Below are 17,090 nucleotides of genomic sequence, written 5' to 3' on the forward strand. Positions count from 1 at the left end.
CGGACGGCGGGGTATGCGCGACGGCTGTCGGGGTGAGCATGGGGTCCTACGGGTCAGGCTCCCCTGGTAGACGCCGCCGGGCGTGGCGACTCATCGGTGGATGCCGTCCGGATCGCCGACCGGCGGCAGCGGGCGGTCCGTGGAGGGCGTGCGGACGTGACCGGCAGGGCACGGTGCGCCGGTGAATGTGGTGTCCGCGGCGTGGGCGAGGATTTCGATCTCGTCGCCGAGGGCCCATTCGGCGGCGCGCGAGGACATTGCGGCCGGAACCAGGTCGCTGATGCCGGGGGCCGGCGGAATGTCGTAGGTGGCGTGCGCGTCGTGCGGCAGGACGACGCGGAAACCGGTCGCCAGGGCCGTTCGGGCGGTTGCGCTGACACACATCTCGGACAGCACACCGCAGATGGCCAGCGCCCGGACACCGGCGTCGGCGAGGAGGGTGCCCAGCGGGGTGTCCTCGAAGCCGTCGTCGTCCGTCTTGCGGACCACGAACTCCAGGGGGCCGGGTTCGACCGGCAGATGGAGTTCCCAGCCGGGGGTGTGCGGCTCGTCGACGGCACCGGGCGGGCCGTCGTTCTGGAGATGGACGACGAGGGTGCCGGCGGCTCGGGCACGCGCGATCAGGTCACGACTGCGGTCGAGTACCCGGGCCGCGTCGGGCACCGCGTCGCCGCCGGAGACGAAGGCCGTCTGCATGTCGACGACGATCAGGGCCTCGACGGGGTGCAGCTGGGGGTGAGAGTGGAGGGCCTGGGGGTGACGGCAGATCGCTGGCTCGGTCATGCGTCCCATCGTGCGGCAGGCGTCGGGAACGTACGGGCGGGAGGGGCCGCGGAGGTGCACCCGGAGCGTCTGCGGCGGCGCACCGTACGGACGGCGGAGGGCCGTCAACCAGCCCGGCTCAACGCCGGGTTCGGGCGACCGGCGACCCCGGCGCGCCCGACCGCGCTCCGCGGGGCGCACCCTCGCGGGTCATTCGGCGGCCCTCCCCGGCCGTCGGCACCGCCGCAGGCCGTCCCCGGCCGGCGGTGCGATCCGGACACGCCCCGCTGAGCCGTACGGGCTCTCGTAGTTGCCACGGGCATCGACCGGACGGATCATCCCGTACGGAACAGCCCCTGTCGGAACGCCCTTACGGGAACAACACGCACCGGACGGACACGCACGGGAACGGCACCCGCAGGGACGGCACCCCCGACCGAACACGCACGAGAGGACATCCACGACAGGACACGCACGAGACGACACCCACGACACGACACCCACGAGAACGAGCGCGCGCCAGGGGCACGGGTGTGAACGGCGCGTGCGAAGAGGACGGACGGGCATGAGGACGACGCGAGGGAGAGTCACCATGGCGGAGGCGGGGGAAGCCGCCGTGAGCGGACACTGCGCGCCCGGCTTCGAAGGCGTGCGGGAGGCCTTCGCACGGAATTTCCGGGTGCACGGGGAGGTCGGCGCGGCGGTGACGGTGACCGTGGACGGGGAGGCGGTGGTCGACCTGTGGGGCGGGCATGCGGATGCGGGGCGGACGCGTGCCTGGGAGCACGACACCCTGGTCAACGTCTACTCGACCTCCAAGGGGATGACCGCGCTGTGCGCGCATCTCCTCGTGGACCGGGGCGAGTTGGAGCTGGACGCACCGGTCGCCCGCTACTGGCCGGAGTTCGCGCAGGCCGGCAAGCAGGACATACCCGTGCGCTGGCTGCTCAGCCACCGCGCCGGGGTGATCGCGCCCCGCGAGCCGGTGGCCGCGCGCCATGTCTACGACTGGGATCACGTGTGTGCCGCGCTGGCCGCCGCGCCGCCGTGGTGGGAGCCGGGTACCGCGCAGGGGTATCACGCGGTGACGTTCGGTTATCTGGTGGGCGAGGTGGTCCGGCGGATCAGCGGGCAGTCGCTCGGGGCGTTCCTGCGGAGCGAGATCGCGGAGCCGCTGGGTGCGCGGGTCTTCATCGGTACGCCGGCGGAGGAGCACGCGCGGTGTGCGGAGATGGTCGGGCAACTGGACGAGGCGCGGATCGCCGAGCGGTTCCCGGGCATTCCGAAGCCGCCGTTCCATGCGCTGTCGGACCACCCGCTGGCCGTGGTGATGCTGGCGCTGACCTACATCCCCACCGGCGATGTCAACAGCGCCGCCTATCGCTCGGCCGAGATCCCGGCGGGCAACGCGCACGCCTCGGCGCACGGTCTGGCCACCGTCTACGGCGCGCTGGCGGGCGGGACGCTCGTACGGCCCGCCACTTTGGAGGCGATGCGCGAGGCGCAGAGCCTGCCGAACGAGCCGGATCTGGCGATCGACGCGCTCGCGCCGCCCGGGACGGAGCGGCGGTGGGGGCTGGGTTTCATGCTGAATCATCGGAGTCAGGCCGGTCCCAATCCGCGGGCCTTCGGGCATGGCGGCGCGGGTGGCTCGTACGCCTTCGCGGATCCGGAGAACGGCATGTCCTATGCGTATGCGATGAACAAGTACGGCACCGGAGCCACCGGTGATGCCGACCCGCGCAATCTGGGGCTGATCGCGGCGACGTACGAGGCCCTGGAGCGGACGCGTGGCGGGGCTGCCCCGGGGTGAACGCGCGCCGGATCCGCTCCCGCCCGTCCGCCCATCCGCCCGTCCGCCGGGGGCCTACGGCGCTGCCGACTCCGGTGGCGGCGCCGGCTTGGGCGCGACGCGGGGTTCACCGGCCGCGTCCGTGAGCGCACGCAGCGAGGTGATCAGGCCGGCGCGCTGTTCCGCGGGCAGCCGGGCGACGATGTCGGCGATCTCCGCGTGCCGGTGGGAGAGCACCCGCTCGACGAGGTCCCGGCCCGTTGCCGTCAGGCTCAGGACGACCTCGCGGCGGTTGCCGGGATTGGCCTGCCGGCTGACGTTGCCGGACGCCTCCAGCCGGTCGACCATCCGCATCGCGGTGGACGGGTTGACCCCCAGCGCGGTGGCCAGTGCGGCGAGCTTGACCGGGCCCTGACTGTCCAGCACCACCAGGGCGCGCAGCTGCGGCAGGGTGAGCGTGGGCTCGGTCTCGGCCAGCGCCCGCGCCGATATCGCCACCAGCAGCCGGGAGGCGGTCAGCACGGCGGCGATCACCTCCTCGGCGTCGTCGTCGAGTCCGCGATCGGGCCCGGAGTGCGCGTCGTGTCCCTTGGCGACCATGCCGTCTTTATACCCGGTGAGCGCGTTTCCCCTGATGGCAGGCCTGTTCCGGCAGCATCGGGCGCCCCGCGTCCGCACACTCCGCGCTTGCCGTTGCACGGCGCAATAATGGAGAGATGCGGCACGGATCCGTGCCCGGTGCGCAGGTGTGCCGGGCCCGGGAAAGGCAGTGGTGACCATGGACGCCGAGACCGTTCACGAGGCGTATTCGTTCGTCTGCCTGCACTGCGGATACGGGTGGGAGCAGGAGTACGAGATCCGGCACGCCACCGATCTGGCCGGGCAGCGGCGAACCGACTACTTCGTCGGGGGCCGGCGGGTCGCCTCGCCGCTGACCCGCGCGGACTGCCCCGCCTGCAATCGCGGGCCGCTGCGGATCCTGCGCCCCGGCCGGGTGAATGCGTCGCGTTCGCTGTTCGCATGGTCCAGCTACCCCGACTGGTCGTCACCATCCGGTGTACAGAAGGTGGTTGATGACCAGGGCTAGGGCGGCCTGAGCCGTCAGCCAGTGGCGGTGCCGGGCGGCGGGCAGCAGGGCGGCCGCGGGCAGCAGCCAGACGGCGAACGGCAGCCAGATGCGTTCGGTCTCCGCCTTGCTCATGCCGGAGAGATCGGCGGCGAGGAGGGCGGCCAGGGCCGCCAGGGTCAGCAGGACCTGGCGGTCGGCGGCGGTGCCGGGGAGCCGCCGCAGCCGCCGTAGGGCCGGGGGTGCCGCCGCCAGGGTCCGCCGGAGGCCGGCCACGGTGGCGAGGCCGGTGATCAGGACGGTGCAGGCGAGGTTGGCCCAGATCCAGTACGCGTACGGGCGGACCGCCGCGGCGCCTTGGTAGTAGCGCTCGACCAGCAGGCGGTAGCCCTCCCACCAGTCGAATCCGGCGAGGGTGAAGGCGGCCGCGACGGCCGCCGCACCGGCCAGGAAGAGGGGCAGCGGGCGGAGGGTGCGGCTCATCAGCAAGATCGCGGCGGCGATGAGCGCGACCAGGGTGAGGCCGTAGGAGAGGTAGCAGGTGAGGCCGAAGAGGAGGCCCGCGGCGAGAGCAGCCGCCGCGGGGGCGCGCACCGAGCGGGTCGCGGCGAGCGTCAGCAGGGCGAGGGCCCAGGCGGCCACGGCGGCGAAGTAGCCGTCCGCGGAGGTGCCGACCCAGACGGCGGCCGGGGCCAGGACGAGGAAGGGCGCGGCCCGGCGTGCGGTCGGCTCGTCGGTGAGGGAGCGCAGGGCGACGAGGACGGCGGCCGCGGCGGAGGTGCCGAGGGTGAGGCACCAGACGCCGGCCCAGGCGCCGCCGCCCAGGCCGATGCGGTCGAGGCCGACGAAGGTGAGGACGGCCGCCGGCGGGTGGCCGGCGACATGGGCGGGCCAGGAGTCCGGCCCGTGGTGCAGAAGGATGTGGTGGGTGAAGTCGCGCAGCGCCGGGCCGAGGTGGTCGAAGCGGCGGATGACGGTCAGGTACTCGTATGAGGTGGTGAGGCGGCCGGCGATGCCGGTCCCGAAGCCGTCTATCAGGGCCAGCGACCAGGTCCAGGCCATCGCCGCGAGCCAGCTGGTGAGGACGAGGGCGCGCCAGGGCAGGCGGGCGGCCAGCGGGGGGCCGTAGGCGATGACGAGGACGGCGGCCGTGAGCGCGGCGGGGGTGCCGGGGCCGAGGTGCGGGAACCATGAGGCGTACAGCGGGGGCCAGTTGACGTGCAGGCTGCCGTTGGCGCGCTGGATGAGGGTGCCGATGACGGCGGCGGCCGTGACGAGGAGGATGCCGACGGCGGCGGCCAGCAGATCGGCGCGGCGCACGCGGCGTTCTCCGGACGTCATGCGACGCGTCGCACGGGGCGTCGTACGGGGAAGCACTCGAGGGATCACACCGGAACGCTAGGTCGCCGGTGGGCCGCAACGGCCGCCGTGCCGTGGCGACGTCAGAGTTTCGTCATGCGTCGCGGCCGCCTGGGAGCGCCGGTTGCCGCATACGGTCGAAACGCGGCGGCGGACCCTCGCCGCGCGCAATCCGTCGAGGACACCCGATCCGTCGAGGACCCATGATGCGTGCCCGTTTTCCCGTGCCCACTCCCCCTACCTCGCCGTCGTTCTGGCGCAGTCCGCTGCGCGGCCCCCGGCTGACGGCGCTGCTCGGCGTCGTGCTGCTGGCCGGTATCACGCTGCTGTTCGTGACCGGACTGCTGTCGTACGCCGCGTACAACCCGGATCTGGCCGGCGGCGTCAACGACAAGACGCCGGGCAAGGGGCTGTTGGGCTTCTCTCTCTTTGCCTGGCCGACCGGTCCGCACTGGCTCTACCGCGTCACCCAGGGGGTGCATGTCACCCTCGGCATCGCGCTGGTGCCGGTGCTGCTGGCGAAGCTGTGGTCGGTGATCCCGAAACTGTTCACGCTGCCGCCCGCCCGGTCGCCGGGGCATGCGCTGGAGCGGCTGTCGTTGCTGCTGCTGGTCGGTGGGGCGCTGTTCGAGTTCCTCACGGGGATTCTCAACGTCCAGCTGGACTACCTCTTCCCGGGGTCGTTCTATGCGCTGCACTTCTACGGGGCGTGGGTGTTCATCGGTGCGTTCGTCGCGCATGTGGTGCTGCGGTTCCCGCGCACGGTGCGGGCGCTGCGGGAGCGGACGGACCCGGTTGCGGAGGCCGACGACACCGGGCTGGTCGCGCCGCGGCCCGCCGCGCCGACCGTGTCGCGGCGTGGCGCGCTGTGGCTGGTCGGCGGCGGTTCGCTGCTGCTGTTCGCGACGACGGCGGGGCAGAGCGTCGGGGGGTGGTGGCGTCGTACGGCGCTGCTGGCGCCGCACGGTGGCGCGGATCCCGGGAGCGGCCCGAACGGTTTCCAGATCAACAAGACCGCCGCGCATGCCGGGATCCGGCCGCAGGACACCGGTGACGACTGGCGGCTGACGGTCGAGGGCGGCGGGCGGCAGGTGCGGCTCGGCCGCACCGAGCTGCTGCGGCTGCCCCAGCATGTGTCGGCGCTGCCGATCGCCTGTGTCGAGGGCTGGTCGACGGACGATCAGCTGTGGAGCGGGGTGCGGCTGCGCGATCTCGCCGCGCTGGTGGGGCTGGGTGAGCGGCCGCCGGATGTCCTGGTGGAGTCGCTCCAGTTGCACGGGGCGTTCCGGCGGGCCGCGCTGCGCGCCAACCAGGTGCGGGACGGGCGTTCGCTGCTGGCGCTGCGGGTGGGCGGTGCGGAGCTGTCCGAGGACCACGGCTATCCGGCGCGGATCATCGTTCCGGCGGCGCCCGGGGTGCTCAACACCAAGTGGGTGGCGCGGCTGACGTTCGGGGAGCTGCGATGAGGCGGCCGGCGGAGCCGGGGGCGTCGGCGGGGGCGTTGCTGCGGCGGATCGGGCGCCGTCCCCGGTACGGCGAGGGGGCGCTGCATCTGCTGCTGATGTTCGCCTCGTTCGCGCTCACCGGGTATGCGGGGCTGCGGCTGCTCGGCGGGGCGCAGTGGCCACTGGTGGTGGTGTGGTTCGTCGGGGCGGCGCTGGTGCACGACCTGGTGCTGCTGCCGCTGTATGCGCTCGCGGACCGGGCGGTGGGCGCGGCCCTCGCCCGGTCGGGGCGGCACCGGGCGTGGACGATGTATGTCCGGGTGCCCGGCGCGCTGTCGGGGCTGTTGCTGTTGGTGTGGTTTCCGCTGATCGCCGGCTCGGCAGGACTGCCGGCCGGCGCCTCGGCGGCGCATTACGAGTCGACCACCGGCCTGCCCGGGGATGTCTTCCTCGTCCGCTGGCTGCTGATCACCGCGGGGCTGTTCGCGGTGTCGGCCCTGTTGCTGCTGGGCGGTGCGGTGGCGCCCCGGCTGCGCGGTACGGCGGCGCGGGCGCGGCGGCGCAGGGCCACGAAGCGGCGCTCGGCGGCCTCCGGCCGGTGAGTCCGGGGCTCCGCGACGGACCACTGTTCCTCGGGCGCCCAGCCGGCGGCGGCCGCGTACCGCAGCAGCGCAGGCGTGCCCACCCGGGCCCAGGGGAACAGTGCGCCCGCCGCGCGGTGGCCGCCGTGGCCGCTGTCGACCCGTACCTGGACCTGCTCGTCGACGTCCGCGGCCGTGGTTTCCACGATGAGCAGCCCGCGCCGGGTGAGCAGTTCGGCGGTGCGCAGGAGCAGGGCGCGGGGGTCGCCCCCGATGCCGATATTGCCGTCGAGCAGCAGGGCGGTGCCCCAACTCCCCTCGTCCGGGAGGGAGTCGAAGACCGAGCGGCACAGGGCGGCGCCGCCGATCGCGACGGTACGGGTCACCGCGGCCTCGCTCACGTCGATGCCGAGCGCCCGGCGGCCCCGGGCGGCGAGCGCGGCGACCAGCCGGCCGGGGCCGCAGCCGATGTCGAGGACCGGGCCCTCGCAGCGGCGCAGCGCCGACAGGTCGGCGACGTCCGCCCCGGCGCACCAGCGCTCGACGTCCAGGGGCAGCAGCCAGCCGTCCGGGCGGCGCAGGAACAGCGGGCCGCGGCCGCTGCGCAGCGCGTCGGCGTACGGGTCGGCGCCCCAGGTCGGGGCGCGGTTCGTGGTGGGGCTCATCGCTCGGCGACCGCCGTCAGCCGGGCGAGAGTTGCGGCGAAGCGTCCGCCGGGTGCGGCGGCCGCGACGTGTTCGGCGTCGGCGGCGGTGTCGACGTCGCGCAGCGGCGGCAGGTCCCGCACCCGGAGTCCGGCGTCGGTCAGCCGGGCGCGCTGGGCGGCGCCGGTGCGCGGGGTGGACATCGGTACGCCGCGGAGCAGTCGGGGGTCGGGGTCGGCCAGGCCCAGCGCCCAGAAACCGCCGTCGTCGGCCGGCCCGAACCAGGCGTCGCAGTGCTGCCAGGCGTCCGGTTGCAGGGCGGGGGCGAGGAGTTGGGCGGTGACCTGGGGGGTGTCCATGCCGATGAGCAGCGTCGGCCCGGGGCTGTCGGCGAAGGCCGCCGCCAGTCGTTCGTCGAGGCCGCCGGCGCACTGCGGCCGGATCTCGAAGCCGGCGGGCAGCCAGCTCCCGGGGCGGCCGTCGAGGACGACGACGCGGCGGCGGGCGGGCATGGTGGTGACGGCCTGGAGGGTGTCGCGCAGGGCGGCCTCGGCCAGTTGGGCGGCCTCGTGGGGTGTGTAGGGCGGGGTGAGGCGGGTCTTGACCCGGCCGGGGACCGGTTCCTTGGCGATGACCAGGACCGCGGTCGGGCCCGGGGCGGGTGCGGGCGGCACCTCGGCCGCGTGCGCGTCGCTCATCGGGCCGCCCCCCGTGCCTCGGCGCCCGTGCGGGGCGGCGGCTGCCGCAGCACGCCGCGCATATCGCGCACCGCGTGCCAGGTGCCGCGCCAGGTGCCGGTGACCTTGGAGCGGCCGGTGCGCGGGCGGTAGGGGACGTCGCGTTCCTCGATGCGCCAGCCCGCGTCGGCGGCCCGGACGACCATCTGGAGCGGATAGCCGCTGCGGCGGTCGGTGAGGCCGAGGCCGAGCAGGGCGGTGCGGCGGGCGGCGCGCAGCGGGCCGAGGTCGTGCAGGCGCAGGCCGGTGCGGCGGCGCAGCATCCGGGTCAGGGCGAGGTTGCCCAGCCGGGCGTGCGGGGGCCAGGCGCCGCGGCCCTGCGGGCGCCGGCGGCCCAGTACGAGGTCGTGCCCGCCGTCCTGTACGGCGCGTACGAACGGGGCGAGCAGGCCGGGGTCGAGGGAGGCGTCGCAGTCGCAGAAGCAGACGATGTCGGCGTCGGCGGCGAGCAGTCCGGCGTGGCAGGCGGCGCCGAAGCCGCGGCGCGGTTCGTGGACGACGGTGGCGCCGAGGTCGCGGGCGAGCGCGGCGGAACCGTCGGTGGAGCCGTTGTCGACGACGATGGCCCGCCAGCCGTCCGGGATGCGGGCCAGGACCCAGGGCAGCGCGGCGGCCTCGTCCAGGCAGGGGAGGACGACGTCCACCGGGGCCGGGCGTGGGGTGGTGAGGGCGGGTCCGGCCGGGGCGGCCCGCATGCCGTCCCGGGCGAACTCGGCCATGCCGTCGGCGAATCCGGTCTCCGCCCGCCACCCGAGCTCGTCGGCGATCCGCCGCGACGACGCCGTGATGTGCCGGACGTCGCCGAGGCGGTACTCCCCCGTGACGACCGGCTCCGGTCCGCCGCAGGCCCGGGCCAGCGTGCGGGCCATCTCCCCTACGGTGTGCGGTTCTCCGCTGCCGGTGTTGTACGCGGTCAGCGTCCCCGCATCCCGTTCCGCCAGGGCCTCCAGCGCCACCGCGTTGGCCGCGGCGATGTCCCGTACGTGCACGAAGTCCCGCCGCTGGCCGCCGTCCTCGTACACCGTCGGCGCCTGGCCGCGGGCCAGCGCCGAGCGGAAGAAGGAGGCCACGCCGGCGTAGGGGGTGTCGCGGGGCATGCCGGGCCCGTAGACGTTGTGGTAGCGCAGCGAGAGGGCGCGGCCGCCGGTTGCGCGCGCCCAGGAGGCGGCCAGATGTTCCTGGGTGAGTTTGGTCGTCGCGTACACATTGCGCGGGTCGACGGGCGCGTCCTCGGCGACGAGTCCCGGCCGCAGTTCCGCGCCGCAGGAGGGGCAGCGCGGCTCGAACCGCCCGGCGTCCAGATCGGCGGCCGCACGGGGGCCCGGCCGCACCACCCCGTGCTCGGGGCAGGTGTAGCGGCCCTCCCCGTAGACCACCATCGACCCGGCGAGCACCAGGGCGCCGACCTCGGCCGCGGCCATCTCGGCGAGGAGCACGGCGGTGCCCAGGTCGTTGCAGCCGACGTAGTCGGGCGCGTCCGCGAAGTCCTTGCCCAGGCCCACCATCGCCGCCTGGTGGCAGACCGCGTCCACGCCCCGCAGGGCCTCGGCGACGGCCGCCCGGTCCCGTACGTCCGCGACGATGCGGCGCTCGCCCGGCCGGGGCGGGGGCGGTTCGGGGTGGGCGGAGGGCAGCAGCGCGTCGAGGACGACGGGCTCGTGCCCGCGGGCCGCCAGCGCCGCGACGATCTGCGATCCGATGAATCCGGCGCCGCCGGTGACCAGTACACGCATGCCGGTCACGCTAAATGCGGCGGGGCGTTCCGGCCCGTCCGACGGACGGTGCGTCATGGGTCCGTAAGATCCCCGGCCGCCCGCGCGGGCCGCTGGACGGCGATTTGATAACAGAGCGGCAGGACCGTATTTCGGTCCGGCATATCAGGCATATGCTCAGGTCGGGGGCGGTTTTCCCCTGCCTGCTGACGCATCTGATGACCCCGTCGGAGTACACCTTGGCCGTGTCCCACACCGAACAGCGCACCGGCTCCCGGGTGCTGGTCGCGCTCCCGTATGCCGTGATGGCCGCGGTCTGTGCGGGGGACCTCATCGCCGGACCCGGACTCGGGCTGCTGCCGCTGGTCTCCCTGGGGCCCGCGTTCGCCGGGCTGGTCGGCGGCTGGCGGCGGACCGCCCTCGTCGGGCTGATCGCGGCCGTCCTCTGTACCGCGCTGGGCCTCTACAGCGACCTGATCGAGGGGCGGCGCGGGCTGACCGCGCTGCTGACGGTGGCCGGGGTCACCGCGGCGGGTGTGGTGGCCGCGGTGATGCGCCAGCGCCGCGAGGCGGAGCTGGCCAGCGTCCGGTCGATCGCGGAGGTCGCCCAGCGCGTCCTGCTGCGCCCGGTCCCGCGCGCTGCGGGCCCGCTGGTGATCGCCGTCTCCTACACGTCGGCGGTGGCCGAGGCCCGGATCGGCGGGGACCTGTACGAGGTGGTGACCTCACCCGGTGGCGTACGGATGATCGTCGGCGATGTGCAGGGCAAGGGGCTGGAGGCGGTGGAGACCGCGGCGGTGGTGCTCGGCGCGTTCCGGGAGGCGGCGCACGACGAGCCCGATCTGTCCGCGGTCGGCGAGCGGGTGGAACGGGCGCTGAACCGGCACCTGGCGGGCGAGCGCTTCGTCACCGCGGTGCTGGCCGAGGTCGGCGACGGCCCGCACGCCACGCTCCTCAACTTCGGCCACCCGGCCCCCCTCGTCGTCCGCCCCACCGGCTCGGTGGCCTTCGCCGCGCCGCCCGACCGCGCCCTCCCCCTCGGCCTCTCCGACCACGGCTCCGACCCGCCGCTCCCCTACGAGGTGCCGTTCGCCCCCGGTGACCAGCTGCTCTTCTACACCGACGGCGTCACCGAGGCCCGCGACGCGGCGGGCCGCTTCTACCCCCTCGACGAACGCGCCGCCCTCCTCAAGGAGCCCGACCCCGAAGGGGCGTTGCGGGCGGTGCGCGAGGACCTGGTCGAGCACGTCGAGGGGCCGTTGCACGACGATGCGGCGATGCTGCTGGTGCGGTACCGGGAGGGGCACGGGGGCCAGGACCGGAACCAGGGCGTCCCTCTCGGACGAGCGGTCGGGAGCTGAGCGCGCGACGCCCCCTCAATTGCCCCGCCAGGGCCCACACTTGCCTCTTTGCAACAATGCTCGGTGTTTCCCTACCGAGCATGCACAGATAGCGAGGTCTTCATGACCAAGGTCAAGCTGGCCACCGACCACGGCGACATCATCCTGCGGTTGGACGCGGAGAAGGCCCCGAGGACGGTCGAGAACTTCGTCCGGTACGTCGAGGACGGCTACTACGACGGGACGGTCTTTCACCGGGTCATCAAGAACCTCGTGCTCCAGGGCGGAGGGTTCGAGCCCGGCATGAACATAAAGACCACCCGTGACGCCATCGTGAACGAGGCGAACAACGGGCTGGGCAACAACGCGTACACCGTGGCGATGGCCCGCATGACGGAGCCGCACTCGGCAGCGTCACAGTTCTTCATCAACGTCAACGACAACGACTCCTTCAACCACACCGACCAGACCGAACAGGGCTGGGGCTACGCGGTCTTCGGTGAGGTGATCGAGGGCCGAGAGGTCGTCGACGCGATCGAGAACGTCCGTACGGTCACCAAGGCCGGGTATGCGGATGTCCCGGAGGTCGACGTCGTCCTCGAGCGCGCCGAGATCGTCGGATAGGGGCGGCATTCGCACGGCTTTCGGACCGTCCCGCCGTCCTGGAGCGGGTCGTCGCGGTGGACGCCACCCTTGTGCGCGCTCACCGGGACGCGGCCGGAGCCCGCAGTACGGGGGCTCCGGCCGGAGAGCCCGACCACCGAGCCCTCCGGCGATCCCGACGACGAGGCGGTGGCCGCGCCCGGTCATCCCAACGGCAACCCCGTGTAGTTCTCCGCCAGTTCGGCCGCGGCATGCGGCGAGGTGGCGATGCGGTCGAGCTGGGAGAGCTGGAGCCGGGTCTCGAAGGGGCTCTGGTCCGGGTCGGTGTGCAGGGTCGAGGTCATGAAGGAAGAGAAGTGTTCGGCGCGCCAGACGCGGCGCAGGCAGGTGGCGGAGTAGGCGTCGAGGAGCGCCGTCGAGCCGGTGCGGTGCAGGTGGGCGAGGGCGCGGGCCAGGACGGTGACGTCGGCGACCGCGAGGTTGAGGCCCTTGGCGCCGGTGGGCGGGACGATGTGCGCGGCGTCACCGGCGAGCAGGATGCGGCCGTAGCGCATGGGTTCGGTGACCGAACTGCGCATGGGCAGGACCGACTTCGCGGTGATCGGGCCGCGCTCCAGCTTCCAGGGCGTGTCGACGGCGGCGCGTCGCTCCAGTTCGTCCCAGATGCGGTCGTCGGGCCAGTCGGCGGGGTCGGTGCCGTTGGGGACCTGGAGGTAGAGGCGGCTGACGGTGGGCGTGCGCATGCTGAAGAGGGCGAAGCCGCGCGCGGAGTGGGCGTAGATCAACTCGTCGGAGGACGGGGGCACTTCGGCGAGCACGCCGAGCCAGGAGTAGGGGTAGCTGCGCTCGTAGGTGCGGCGTTCGTGTGCGGGGACGGCGCTGCGGGTGACGCCGTGGAAGCCGTCGCAGCCGATGACGTAGTCGCAGGTGAGGGTGTGTTCGCGGCCCTTGTGGCGGTAGCGGATGCGGGGGCGGGAGGTGTCCGCGCCCGCTACGGCGAGGGCCTGGGCGTCGAACAGCAGGGGTGGGCCCGAGGCGAGCTGGAGGGCTATGAGGTCCTTGACGACCTCCGTCTGGGCATAGACCGTGACCCGGCGCCCGCCGGTCAGCGCGGGGAAGTCGAGGCGGTGGGCGCGCCGGTCGTGGCGCAGCTCGATACCGTCGTGGACCAGGCCCTCGCGGTCCAGCCGCTCCCCCGCCCCGCAGGCGCGCAGCACGTCGACGGTGCCCTGTTCGAGGATGCCGGCGCGCTGCCGCCGCTCCACGTAGGCGCGGTCGCGGTGTTCCAGGACGGTGCAGTCCATGCCGGCGCGGTGCAGGAGGCGGGCGAGCAGCAGGCCCGCGGGGCCGGCGCCGATGATGCCGACGGTGGTGTGGCGTGGGCCCGTCACGTCGGTGTTCCTTCCGTGAGGTGGGCGAGGAGGGCGGCGCGTACCGGGGCGGGGCGTTCGACGGGGGCGAGGTGGGCGGCCCTGGGGAGTTCGAGGAGGGTCGCGTCGGGGATGCCGTCGGCGAGTTCGCGGGCGTACGGGGGCGGGGTGGCCGGGTCGGCGCGGCCCGCGACGATGAGGGTGGGGGCGGCGATGCGGGGCAGGTCGGCGCGGAGGTCGCAGGCGGCGAGGGCGTCGCAGCAGGCCGCATAGCCCGTGGGCGAGACCGTGTGGCGCAGCGCGTCGAGGAGGGCGGTGGCCTGCGGGGAGGCGGCGAAGGCGGGGGTGAACCAGCGGCCGGCGGCTGCGTCGGCTACCGGGCCGGTGCCTTTCTCGCGGACGAGCGCGGCCCGCTCGTGCCAGGCGTCGGGGGCGCCGAAGCGGGCGGCGGAGCAGATCACGGCGAGGGAGGCGATCCGCTCGGGGTGGTGTGCGGCGAGCCAGGTGCCGACGGCGCCGCCGAGGGAGATTCCGGCGTGGGCGAAGCGGTCGATGCCGAGGGTGTCGGCGAGGGCGAGGACGCGGCGGGCCAGGTCGGGGACGGTGGTGGTGGGCGTCGGGGTGGGTTCCGGGCCGTCGTCGTGGCCGGGGAGGTTCCAGCGCACGGTGCGGAACCGGCCTGCCAGGTAAGGGAGTTGGGCGTCCCAGACATGGTGGGAGGTGCCCAGGGAGGGGCCCAGGACCAGGGGCGGGGCGTCGGCGGGGCCGTCCAGGGTGTGGTGCGGGAGCGGTGCGGTCGGCGGGTGGGTCATGGGGTGGGCTCCTGCGGGTGGTGCGCGGGGCGGGCCAGGGCGCGGTCGACGAGGGGGCCGGCGGAGCCCAGGTAGGTGGTGGGGTCGAGGAGTGGGCGGAGGCGGTCGTCGGGGAGGGTGCCGGGGGCGAGGGCGTCGCGGAGGTCGAGGCCCTCTGCGGCGGCGCGGCGGGCCGCCTCGTCGAGGGTGCGGCGGGCCTCGGCACGGCCCAGTACGGGGGTGAGGGCGGCGGCGAGGCGTTCGGTGACGACCAGGCCGCGGGTCGCGTCGAGGTTGCGCCGCATGCGGTCCGGCCGGACCTCCAGGCCGGCAGTCAGTTCGGCGGCGTCCCGCGCCGCGCCGCCCACCAGGCGCAGCGCCTCTCGCAGCGGCTGCCATTCGGCGTGCCAGGCGCCGGGTGGGCGTTCGTCCTCGGCGGTGAGGGACCCGTACAGCACGGCGGCCTGCGCCGGGACCTGGCGGGCGGCGGCCGCGATGAGCGTGGCGCGCACCGGGTTGGCCTTGTGCGGCATGGCGGACGATCCTCCTCCGGCGCCGCCCTCGGCGAGTTCGCCGATCTCGGTGCGGCAGAGGGTCAGAACATCTGCCGCCATCTTGCCGAGGGCGCCCGCGGTGAAGGCGAGCGCGCCGGCGAGGTCGGCGATCGGGGTGCGCAAGGTGTGCCAGGGCAGGGCGGGTTCGGCCAGGCCGGTCTCGGCGGCGTACCCGGCGAGGAGCCGTACGCCCGGGCCGGGCCCGGCCGCTTCGCCGGGCCCGGCCCCGGCCTCGGCGTAGGCGTGGAACGCCGCGAGGGTGCCCGCGGCACCGCCCAGTTGGGCGGGGAGCGAAGCGCGTACGGCGGCGAGCCGGTCGTCGGCGTCGAGGACGAGGCTGCGCCAGCCGGCGGCTTTGAGGCCGAAGGTGGTGGGCACCGCGTGCTGGGTGAGGGTGCGGCCGGCCATGGGGGTGTCGCGGTGTTCGGCGGCGGTGCGGCGCAGCGCGTCGGCGGTGCGGCCCAGGTCGGCGCGGACGGCGTCCAGGGCGCGGGCGCTGACCAGCATGGTGGCGGTGTCGAGGATGTCCTGGCTGGTGGCGCCCCGGTGGACGGCGGGAGCGGCGTCCGGGTCGCGGTCGGCGACGGCGGCGGTCAGGTCGGCGACGAGCGGGACCACCGGGTTGCCGGCGGCGCGGGCCCGCAGCGCGAGGTCGTGGCAGCGAAGGGTGTGTGCCGCGGCGGTGACGGCGGCGGCCGCCGATTCCGGGGCGAGCCCGAGGGCCGCCTGGGCGCGGGTGAGCGCGGCCTCGGCGTCGAGCATGGCGCGCAGATAAGCGGCGTCGCCGGTGCGGTCGGCGACGGCGGAGCCGGCCCAGGAGGGGCTCAGCAGGCCCAGGTCGGCGGCGGGGGGCGGGACTTCGGCCATCGGGTGCGGCCTCTCCTCGCCCGGCCTGTCATCGGAAGGCAAGGAACACCGTCTCCTCGTGGCTGCCGTCCTCGGCGCCCTGCAGATGGATGTCGAAGCGGTAGCGGCGGGCGGGGCCGTCGGGGCGGGCGAGGAGGGTGCGCGCGCGGTCGGCGGGGAGCCGGGAGAGCAGCGGGTCGGCGGCGTGGGCCGTTGCGTGCTCGGGGAAGTAGATGCGGGTGAAGAGGTGGTGCAGCAGTCCGCGGGCGAAGACGCAGACGGCGAGGTAGGGGGCGGCGTCGGGGCGCGCGGCGGGAGCGGTGGCGGGGAGGGTGCGTACGGCGTAGTGGCCGTCGGCGTCGGTGGGGACGCGGCCGAAGCCGGTGAAATCCACGCCGTTGCGGCCGATGACCGCGCCGGTGGCCGGGTCCCGGCGCAGCGAGCCGGGCGCGCCCGTCAGGCTGCCGTCCGGGCCCGCCTGCCAGAACTCCAGCAGCGCGTCCGGCACCGGGGCGCCGGCTCCGTCCCGTACGTGTCCGTGGACGGTGAGGGTGTCGGGGTGGCCGGCGGGCGCGATCTGTTCGCCTCCGGGGAAGGGGAGGGCGTAGCCGTAGAACGGGCCGATGGTCTGGGACGGGGTCGGGGGGAGCGCGGCAGCGGGGCGCGGGACGGCGGGCATCAGCGGCCTTCCTCGATCCAGGTGGCGGACGGGCCGTCCAGGACGATGTCCCAGCGGTAGCCGAGGGACCATTCGGGGCGGGACAGTTCGTGGTCGTAGGCGGCGACCAGGCGGGCGCGGGCGGCGGGGTCGGTGACCGAGGCGAGGATCGGGTCGTAGGGGAAGAGCGGATCGCCGGGGAAGTACATCTGGGTGACCAGGCGTTGGGTGAAGGCGGAGCCGAAGAGCGAGAAGTGGATGTGGGCCGGGCGCCAGGCGTTGTCGTGGTTGCGCCAGGGGTAGGCGCCGGGCTTGACGGTGGTGAAGGCGTAGCGGCCGTCGTCGTCGGTCAGCGCCCGGCCGACGCCGGTGAAGTGCGGGTCGAGCGGGGCGGGGTGCTGGTCGCGCCGGTGGGCGTAGCGGCCGGAGGCGTTGGCCTGCCATATCTCGACGAGCTGGCCGCGTAGGGGGCGGCCGGTGCGGTCGAGGACGCGGCCGGTGACGGTGATGCGTTCGCCGAGCGGCTCGCCCGTGTGCTGCCGGGTGAGATCGGCGTCGAGGTCGGTGATGTCGGTGACACCGAAGGCGGGGCCGGTCAGTTCGACGGCCTCCGGGTCGGCGAGCGCGTCGATCTCGACGAGCGGGTGGCGGGGGTGGCGGGGGGTGCTGCTGCGGTAGGGCGCGTAGTTCCGGGCGGGGTGCTCGGGTGCGGGAGCGCCCGCGGTACGGGCCCGGTCGGCGGCGGTCTCGAGTGCGGCGATCTCGCGGGAGATGTCGGCCTGCGGGGTGATCGGTGCGGTCATGATGCCTCTCCGTGCAGGGGTGCGGAT

Annotated in this window: 16 protein-coding genes and 1 pseudogene; 5 read left to right on the forward strand and 12 right to left on the reverse strand. The window is 74.6% G+C overall.

The features are described 5' to 3' along the window. Nucleotides 1–90 precede the first annotated feature (90 nt). Nucleotides 91–783 carry an isochorismatase family protein gene (locus ACIGWZ_RS29910; protein WP_400069818.1) on the reverse strand — a complete coding sequence of 231 codons (693 nt, stop codon included), beginning with the start codon at nt 781–783 and terminating at the stop codon, nt 91–93. A 571-nt stretch (nt 784–1,354) separates the two neighbouring features. Here ACIGWZ_RS29910 and ACIGWZ_RS29915 point away from each other — a divergent pair. Further along, entirely contained in the window at nt 1,355–2,575 is a 1,221-nt protein-coding gene (locus ACIGWZ_RS29915) for a serine hydrolase domain-containing protein (protein WP_400069819.1), read from the forward strand. Between the two features lie 54 nt (nt 2,576–2,629). Here ACIGWZ_RS29915 and ACIGWZ_RS29920 read toward each other — a convergent pair whose 3' ends face one another. Further along, complete coding sequence (locus ACIGWZ_RS29920; RefSeq protein WP_400069820.1) at nt 2,630–3,154, reverse strand: MarR family winged helix-turn-helix transcriptional regulator; 525 nt, start codon at nt 3,152–3,154, stop codon at nt 2,630–2,632. Nucleotides 3,155–3,332: 178 nt separating this feature from the next. Here ACIGWZ_RS29920 and ACIGWZ_RS29925 point away from each other — a divergent pair, with 178 nt between their 5' ends. Continuing rightward, on the forward strand, nt 3,333–3,641 hold the full coding sequence (locus tag ACIGWZ_RS29925; protein ID WP_400069821.1) for a hypothetical protein: 309 nt from the start codon (nt 3,333–3,335) through the stop codon (nt 3,639–3,641). Here ACIGWZ_RS29925 and ACIGWZ_RS29930 read toward each other — a convergent pair. Continuing rightward, nucleotides 3,600–4,961 (reverse strand): hypothetical protein, encoded by a 1,362-nt coding sequence (locus tag ACIGWZ_RS29930; protein ID WP_400069822.1) that lies wholly within the window; start codon nt 4,959–4,961, stop codon nt 3,600–3,602. The two genes, ACIGWZ_RS29925 and ACIGWZ_RS29930, sit on opposite strands and share 42 nt — an antisense overlap. A gap of 224 nt (nt 4,962–5,185) precedes the next feature. On the opposite strand from ACIGWZ_RS29930, the gene ACIGWZ_RS29935 reads away from it, so the two are divergent. Beyond that, nucleotides 5,186–6,445, forward strand: a complete 1,260-nt coding sequence (locus ACIGWZ_RS29935) for a molybdopterin-dependent oxidoreductase (protein WP_400069855.1) — start codon at nt 5,186–5,188, stop codon at nt 6,443–6,445. Between the two features lie 391 nt (nt 6,446–6,836). On the opposite strand, the gene ACIGWZ_RS29940 is transcribed toward ACIGWZ_RS29935, so the two are convergent. The 4 genes and pseudogenes from ACIGWZ_RS29940 to ACIGWZ_RS29955 all read right to left on the reverse strand — a co-directional run. Then, complete coding sequence (locus ACIGWZ_RS29940; RefSeq protein WP_400069823.1) at nt 6,837–7,670, reverse strand: methyltransferase domain-containing protein; 834 nt, start codon at nt 7,668–7,670, stop codon at nt 6,837–6,839. Continuing rightward, entirely contained in the window at nt 7,667–8,347 is a 681-nt protein-coding gene (locus tag ACIGWZ_RS29945; RefSeq protein ID WP_400069824.1) for a DUF2064 domain-containing protein, read from the reverse strand. Before ACIGWZ_RS29945 ends, ACIGWZ_RS29940 begins: the two co-directional genes overlap by 4 nt. Next, the gene (locus tag ACIGWZ_RS29950) at nt 8,344–9,081 is read right to left on the reverse strand and encodes a glycosyltransferase family 2 protein (RefSeq protein WP_400069856.1); all 738 of its coding nucleotides are present in this window, start codon (nt 9,079–9,081) and stop codon (nt 8,344–8,346) included. The genes ACIGWZ_RS29945 and ACIGWZ_RS29950 overlap by 4 nt, the downstream gene beginning before the upstream one ends. After that, nucleotides 9,070–10,119 (reverse strand): annotated as a pseudogene (locus ACIGWZ_RS29955) (NAD-dependent epimerase/dehydratase family protein); the annotation flags it as partial. The gene ACIGWZ_RS29950 and the pseudogene ACIGWZ_RS29955, both read right to left, overlap by 12 nt. A gap of 197 nt (nt 10,120–10,316) precedes the next feature. Between ACIGWZ_RS29955 and ACIGWZ_RS29960 the strand changes: the two are divergent. Continuing rightward, entirely contained in the window at nt 10,317–11,459 is a 1,143-nt protein-coding gene (locus tag ACIGWZ_RS29960; RefSeq protein WP_400069857.1) for a PP2C family protein-serine/threonine phosphatase, read from the forward strand. A 102-nt stretch (nt 11,460–11,561) separates the two neighbouring features. Further along, on the forward strand, nt 11,562–12,062 hold the full coding sequence (locus tag ACIGWZ_RS29965; RefSeq protein WP_400069825.1) for a peptidylprolyl isomerase: 501 nt from the start codon (nt 11,562–11,564) through the stop codon (nt 12,060–12,062). Between the two features lie 182 nt (nt 12,063–12,244). Here ACIGWZ_RS29965 and ACIGWZ_RS29970 read toward each other — a convergent pair whose 3' ends face one another. Genes ACIGWZ_RS29970 through pcaH form a run of 5 tightly spaced genes read right to left on the reverse strand, consistent with a single transcriptional unit; the run spans nt 12,245 to nt 17,063 of the window. Then, nucleotides 12,245–13,432 (reverse strand): 4-hydroxybenzoate 3-monooxygenase, encoded by a 1,188-nt coding sequence (locus ACIGWZ_RS29970; RefSeq protein ID WP_400069826.1) that lies wholly within the window; start codon nt 13,430–13,432, stop codon nt 12,245–12,247. Further along, nucleotides 13,429–14,223 (reverse strand): alpha/beta fold hydrolase, encoded by a 795-nt coding sequence (locus ACIGWZ_RS29975; RefSeq protein WP_400069827.1) that lies wholly within the window; start codon nt 14,221–14,223, stop codon nt 13,429–13,431. The genes ACIGWZ_RS29970 and ACIGWZ_RS29975 overlap by 4 nt, the downstream gene beginning before the upstream one ends. Next, nucleotides 14,220–15,623 carry a 3-carboxy-cis,cis-muconate cycloisomerase gene (gene pcaB, locus ACIGWZ_RS29980; RefSeq protein ID WP_400069828.1) on the reverse strand — a complete coding sequence of 468 codons (1,404 nt, stop codon included), beginning with the start codon at nt 15,621–15,623 and terminating at the stop codon, nt 14,220–14,222. Before pcaB ends, ACIGWZ_RS29975 begins: the two co-directional genes overlap by 4 nt. A gap of 28 nt (nt 15,624–15,651) precedes the next feature. Next, complete coding sequence (gene pcaG, locus ACIGWZ_RS29985) at nt 15,652–16,281, reverse strand: protocatechuate 3,4-dioxygenase subunit alpha (protein ID WP_400069829.1); 630 nt, start codon at nt 16,279–16,281, stop codon at nt 15,652–15,654. After that, nucleotides 16,281–17,063, reverse strand: coding sequence for a protocatechuate 3,4-dioxygenase subunit beta (gene pcaH, locus ACIGWZ_RS29990; RefSeq protein WP_400069830.1), 783 nt, complete (start codon nt 17,061–17,063; stop codon nt 16,281–16,283). Before pcaH ends, pcaG begins: the two co-directional genes overlap by 1 nt. Nucleotides 17,064–17,090: the final 27 nt, after the last annotated feature.

Origin of the sequence: Streptomyces sp. NPDC053427, assembly GCF_044544985.1 — a bacterium.
Lineage (GTDB): Bacteria > Actinomycetota > Actinomycetes > Streptomycetales > Streptomycetaceae > Streptomyces.

What these genes read in the sequence shown, in the direction of transcription:
- ACIGWZ_RS29910 (WP_400069818.1), bottom strand. Translation starts at nt 783, where the DNA reads ATGACCGAGCCAGCGATCTGCCGTCACCCCCAGGCCCTCCACTCTCAC.
- ACIGWZ_RS29915 (WP_400069819.1), top strand. Translation starts at nt 1,355, where the DNA reads ATGGCGGAGGCGGGGGAAGCCGCCGTGAGCGGACACTGCGCGCCCGGC.
- ACIGWZ_RS29920 (WP_400069820.1), bottom strand. Translation starts at nt 3,154, where the DNA reads ATGGTCGCCAAGGGACACGACGCGCACTCCGGGCCCGATCGCGGACTC.
- ACIGWZ_RS29925 (WP_400069821.1), top strand. Translation starts at nt 3,333, where the DNA reads ATGGACGCCGAGACCGTTCACGAGGCGTATTCGTTCGTCTGCCTGCAC.
- ACIGWZ_RS29930 (WP_400069822.1), bottom strand. Translation starts at nt 4,961, where the DNA reads ATGACGTCCGGAGAACGCCGCGTGCGCCGCGCCGATCTGCTGGCCGCC.
- ACIGWZ_RS29935 (WP_400069855.1), top strand. Translation starts at nt 5,186, where the DNA reads ATGCGTGCCCGTTTTCCCGTGCCCACTCCCCCTACCTCGCCGTCGTTC.
- ACIGWZ_RS29940 (WP_400069823.1), bottom strand. Translation starts at nt 7,670, where the DNA reads ATGAGCCCCACCACGAACCGCGCCCCGACCTGGGGCGCCGACCCGTAC.
- ACIGWZ_RS29945 (WP_400069824.1), bottom strand. Translation starts at nt 8,347, where the DNA reads ATGAGCGACGCGCACGCGGCCGAGGTGCCGCCCGCACCCGCCCCGGGC.
- ACIGWZ_RS29950 (WP_400069856.1), bottom strand. Translation starts at nt 9,081, where the DNA reads ATGCGGGCCGCCCCGGCCGGACCCGCCCTCACCACCCCACGCCCGGCC.
- ACIGWZ_RS29960 (WP_400069857.1), top strand. Translation starts at nt 10,317, where the DNA reads ATGACCCCGTCGGAGTACACCTTGGCCGTGTCCCACACCGAACAGCGC.
- ACIGWZ_RS29965 (WP_400069825.1), top strand. Translation starts at nt 11,562, where the DNA reads ATGACCAAGGTCAAGCTGGCCACCGACCACGGCGACATCATCCTGCGG.
- ACIGWZ_RS29975 (WP_400069827.1), bottom strand. Translation starts at nt 14,223, where the DNA reads ATGACCCACCCGCCGACCGCACCGCTCCCGCACCACACCCTGGACGGC.
- pcaB (WP_400069828.1), bottom strand. Translation starts at nt 15,623, where the DNA reads ATGGCCGAAGTCCCGCCCCCCGCCGCCGACCTGGGCCTGCTGAGCCCC.
- pcaG (WP_400069829.1), bottom strand. Translation starts at nt 16,281, where the DNA reads ATGCCCGCCGTCCCGCGCCCCGCTGCCGCGCTCCCCCCGACCCCGTCC.
- pcaH (WP_400069830.1), bottom strand. Translation starts at nt 17,063, where the DNA reads ATGACCGCACCGATCACCCCGCAGGCCGACATCTCCCGCGAGATCGCC.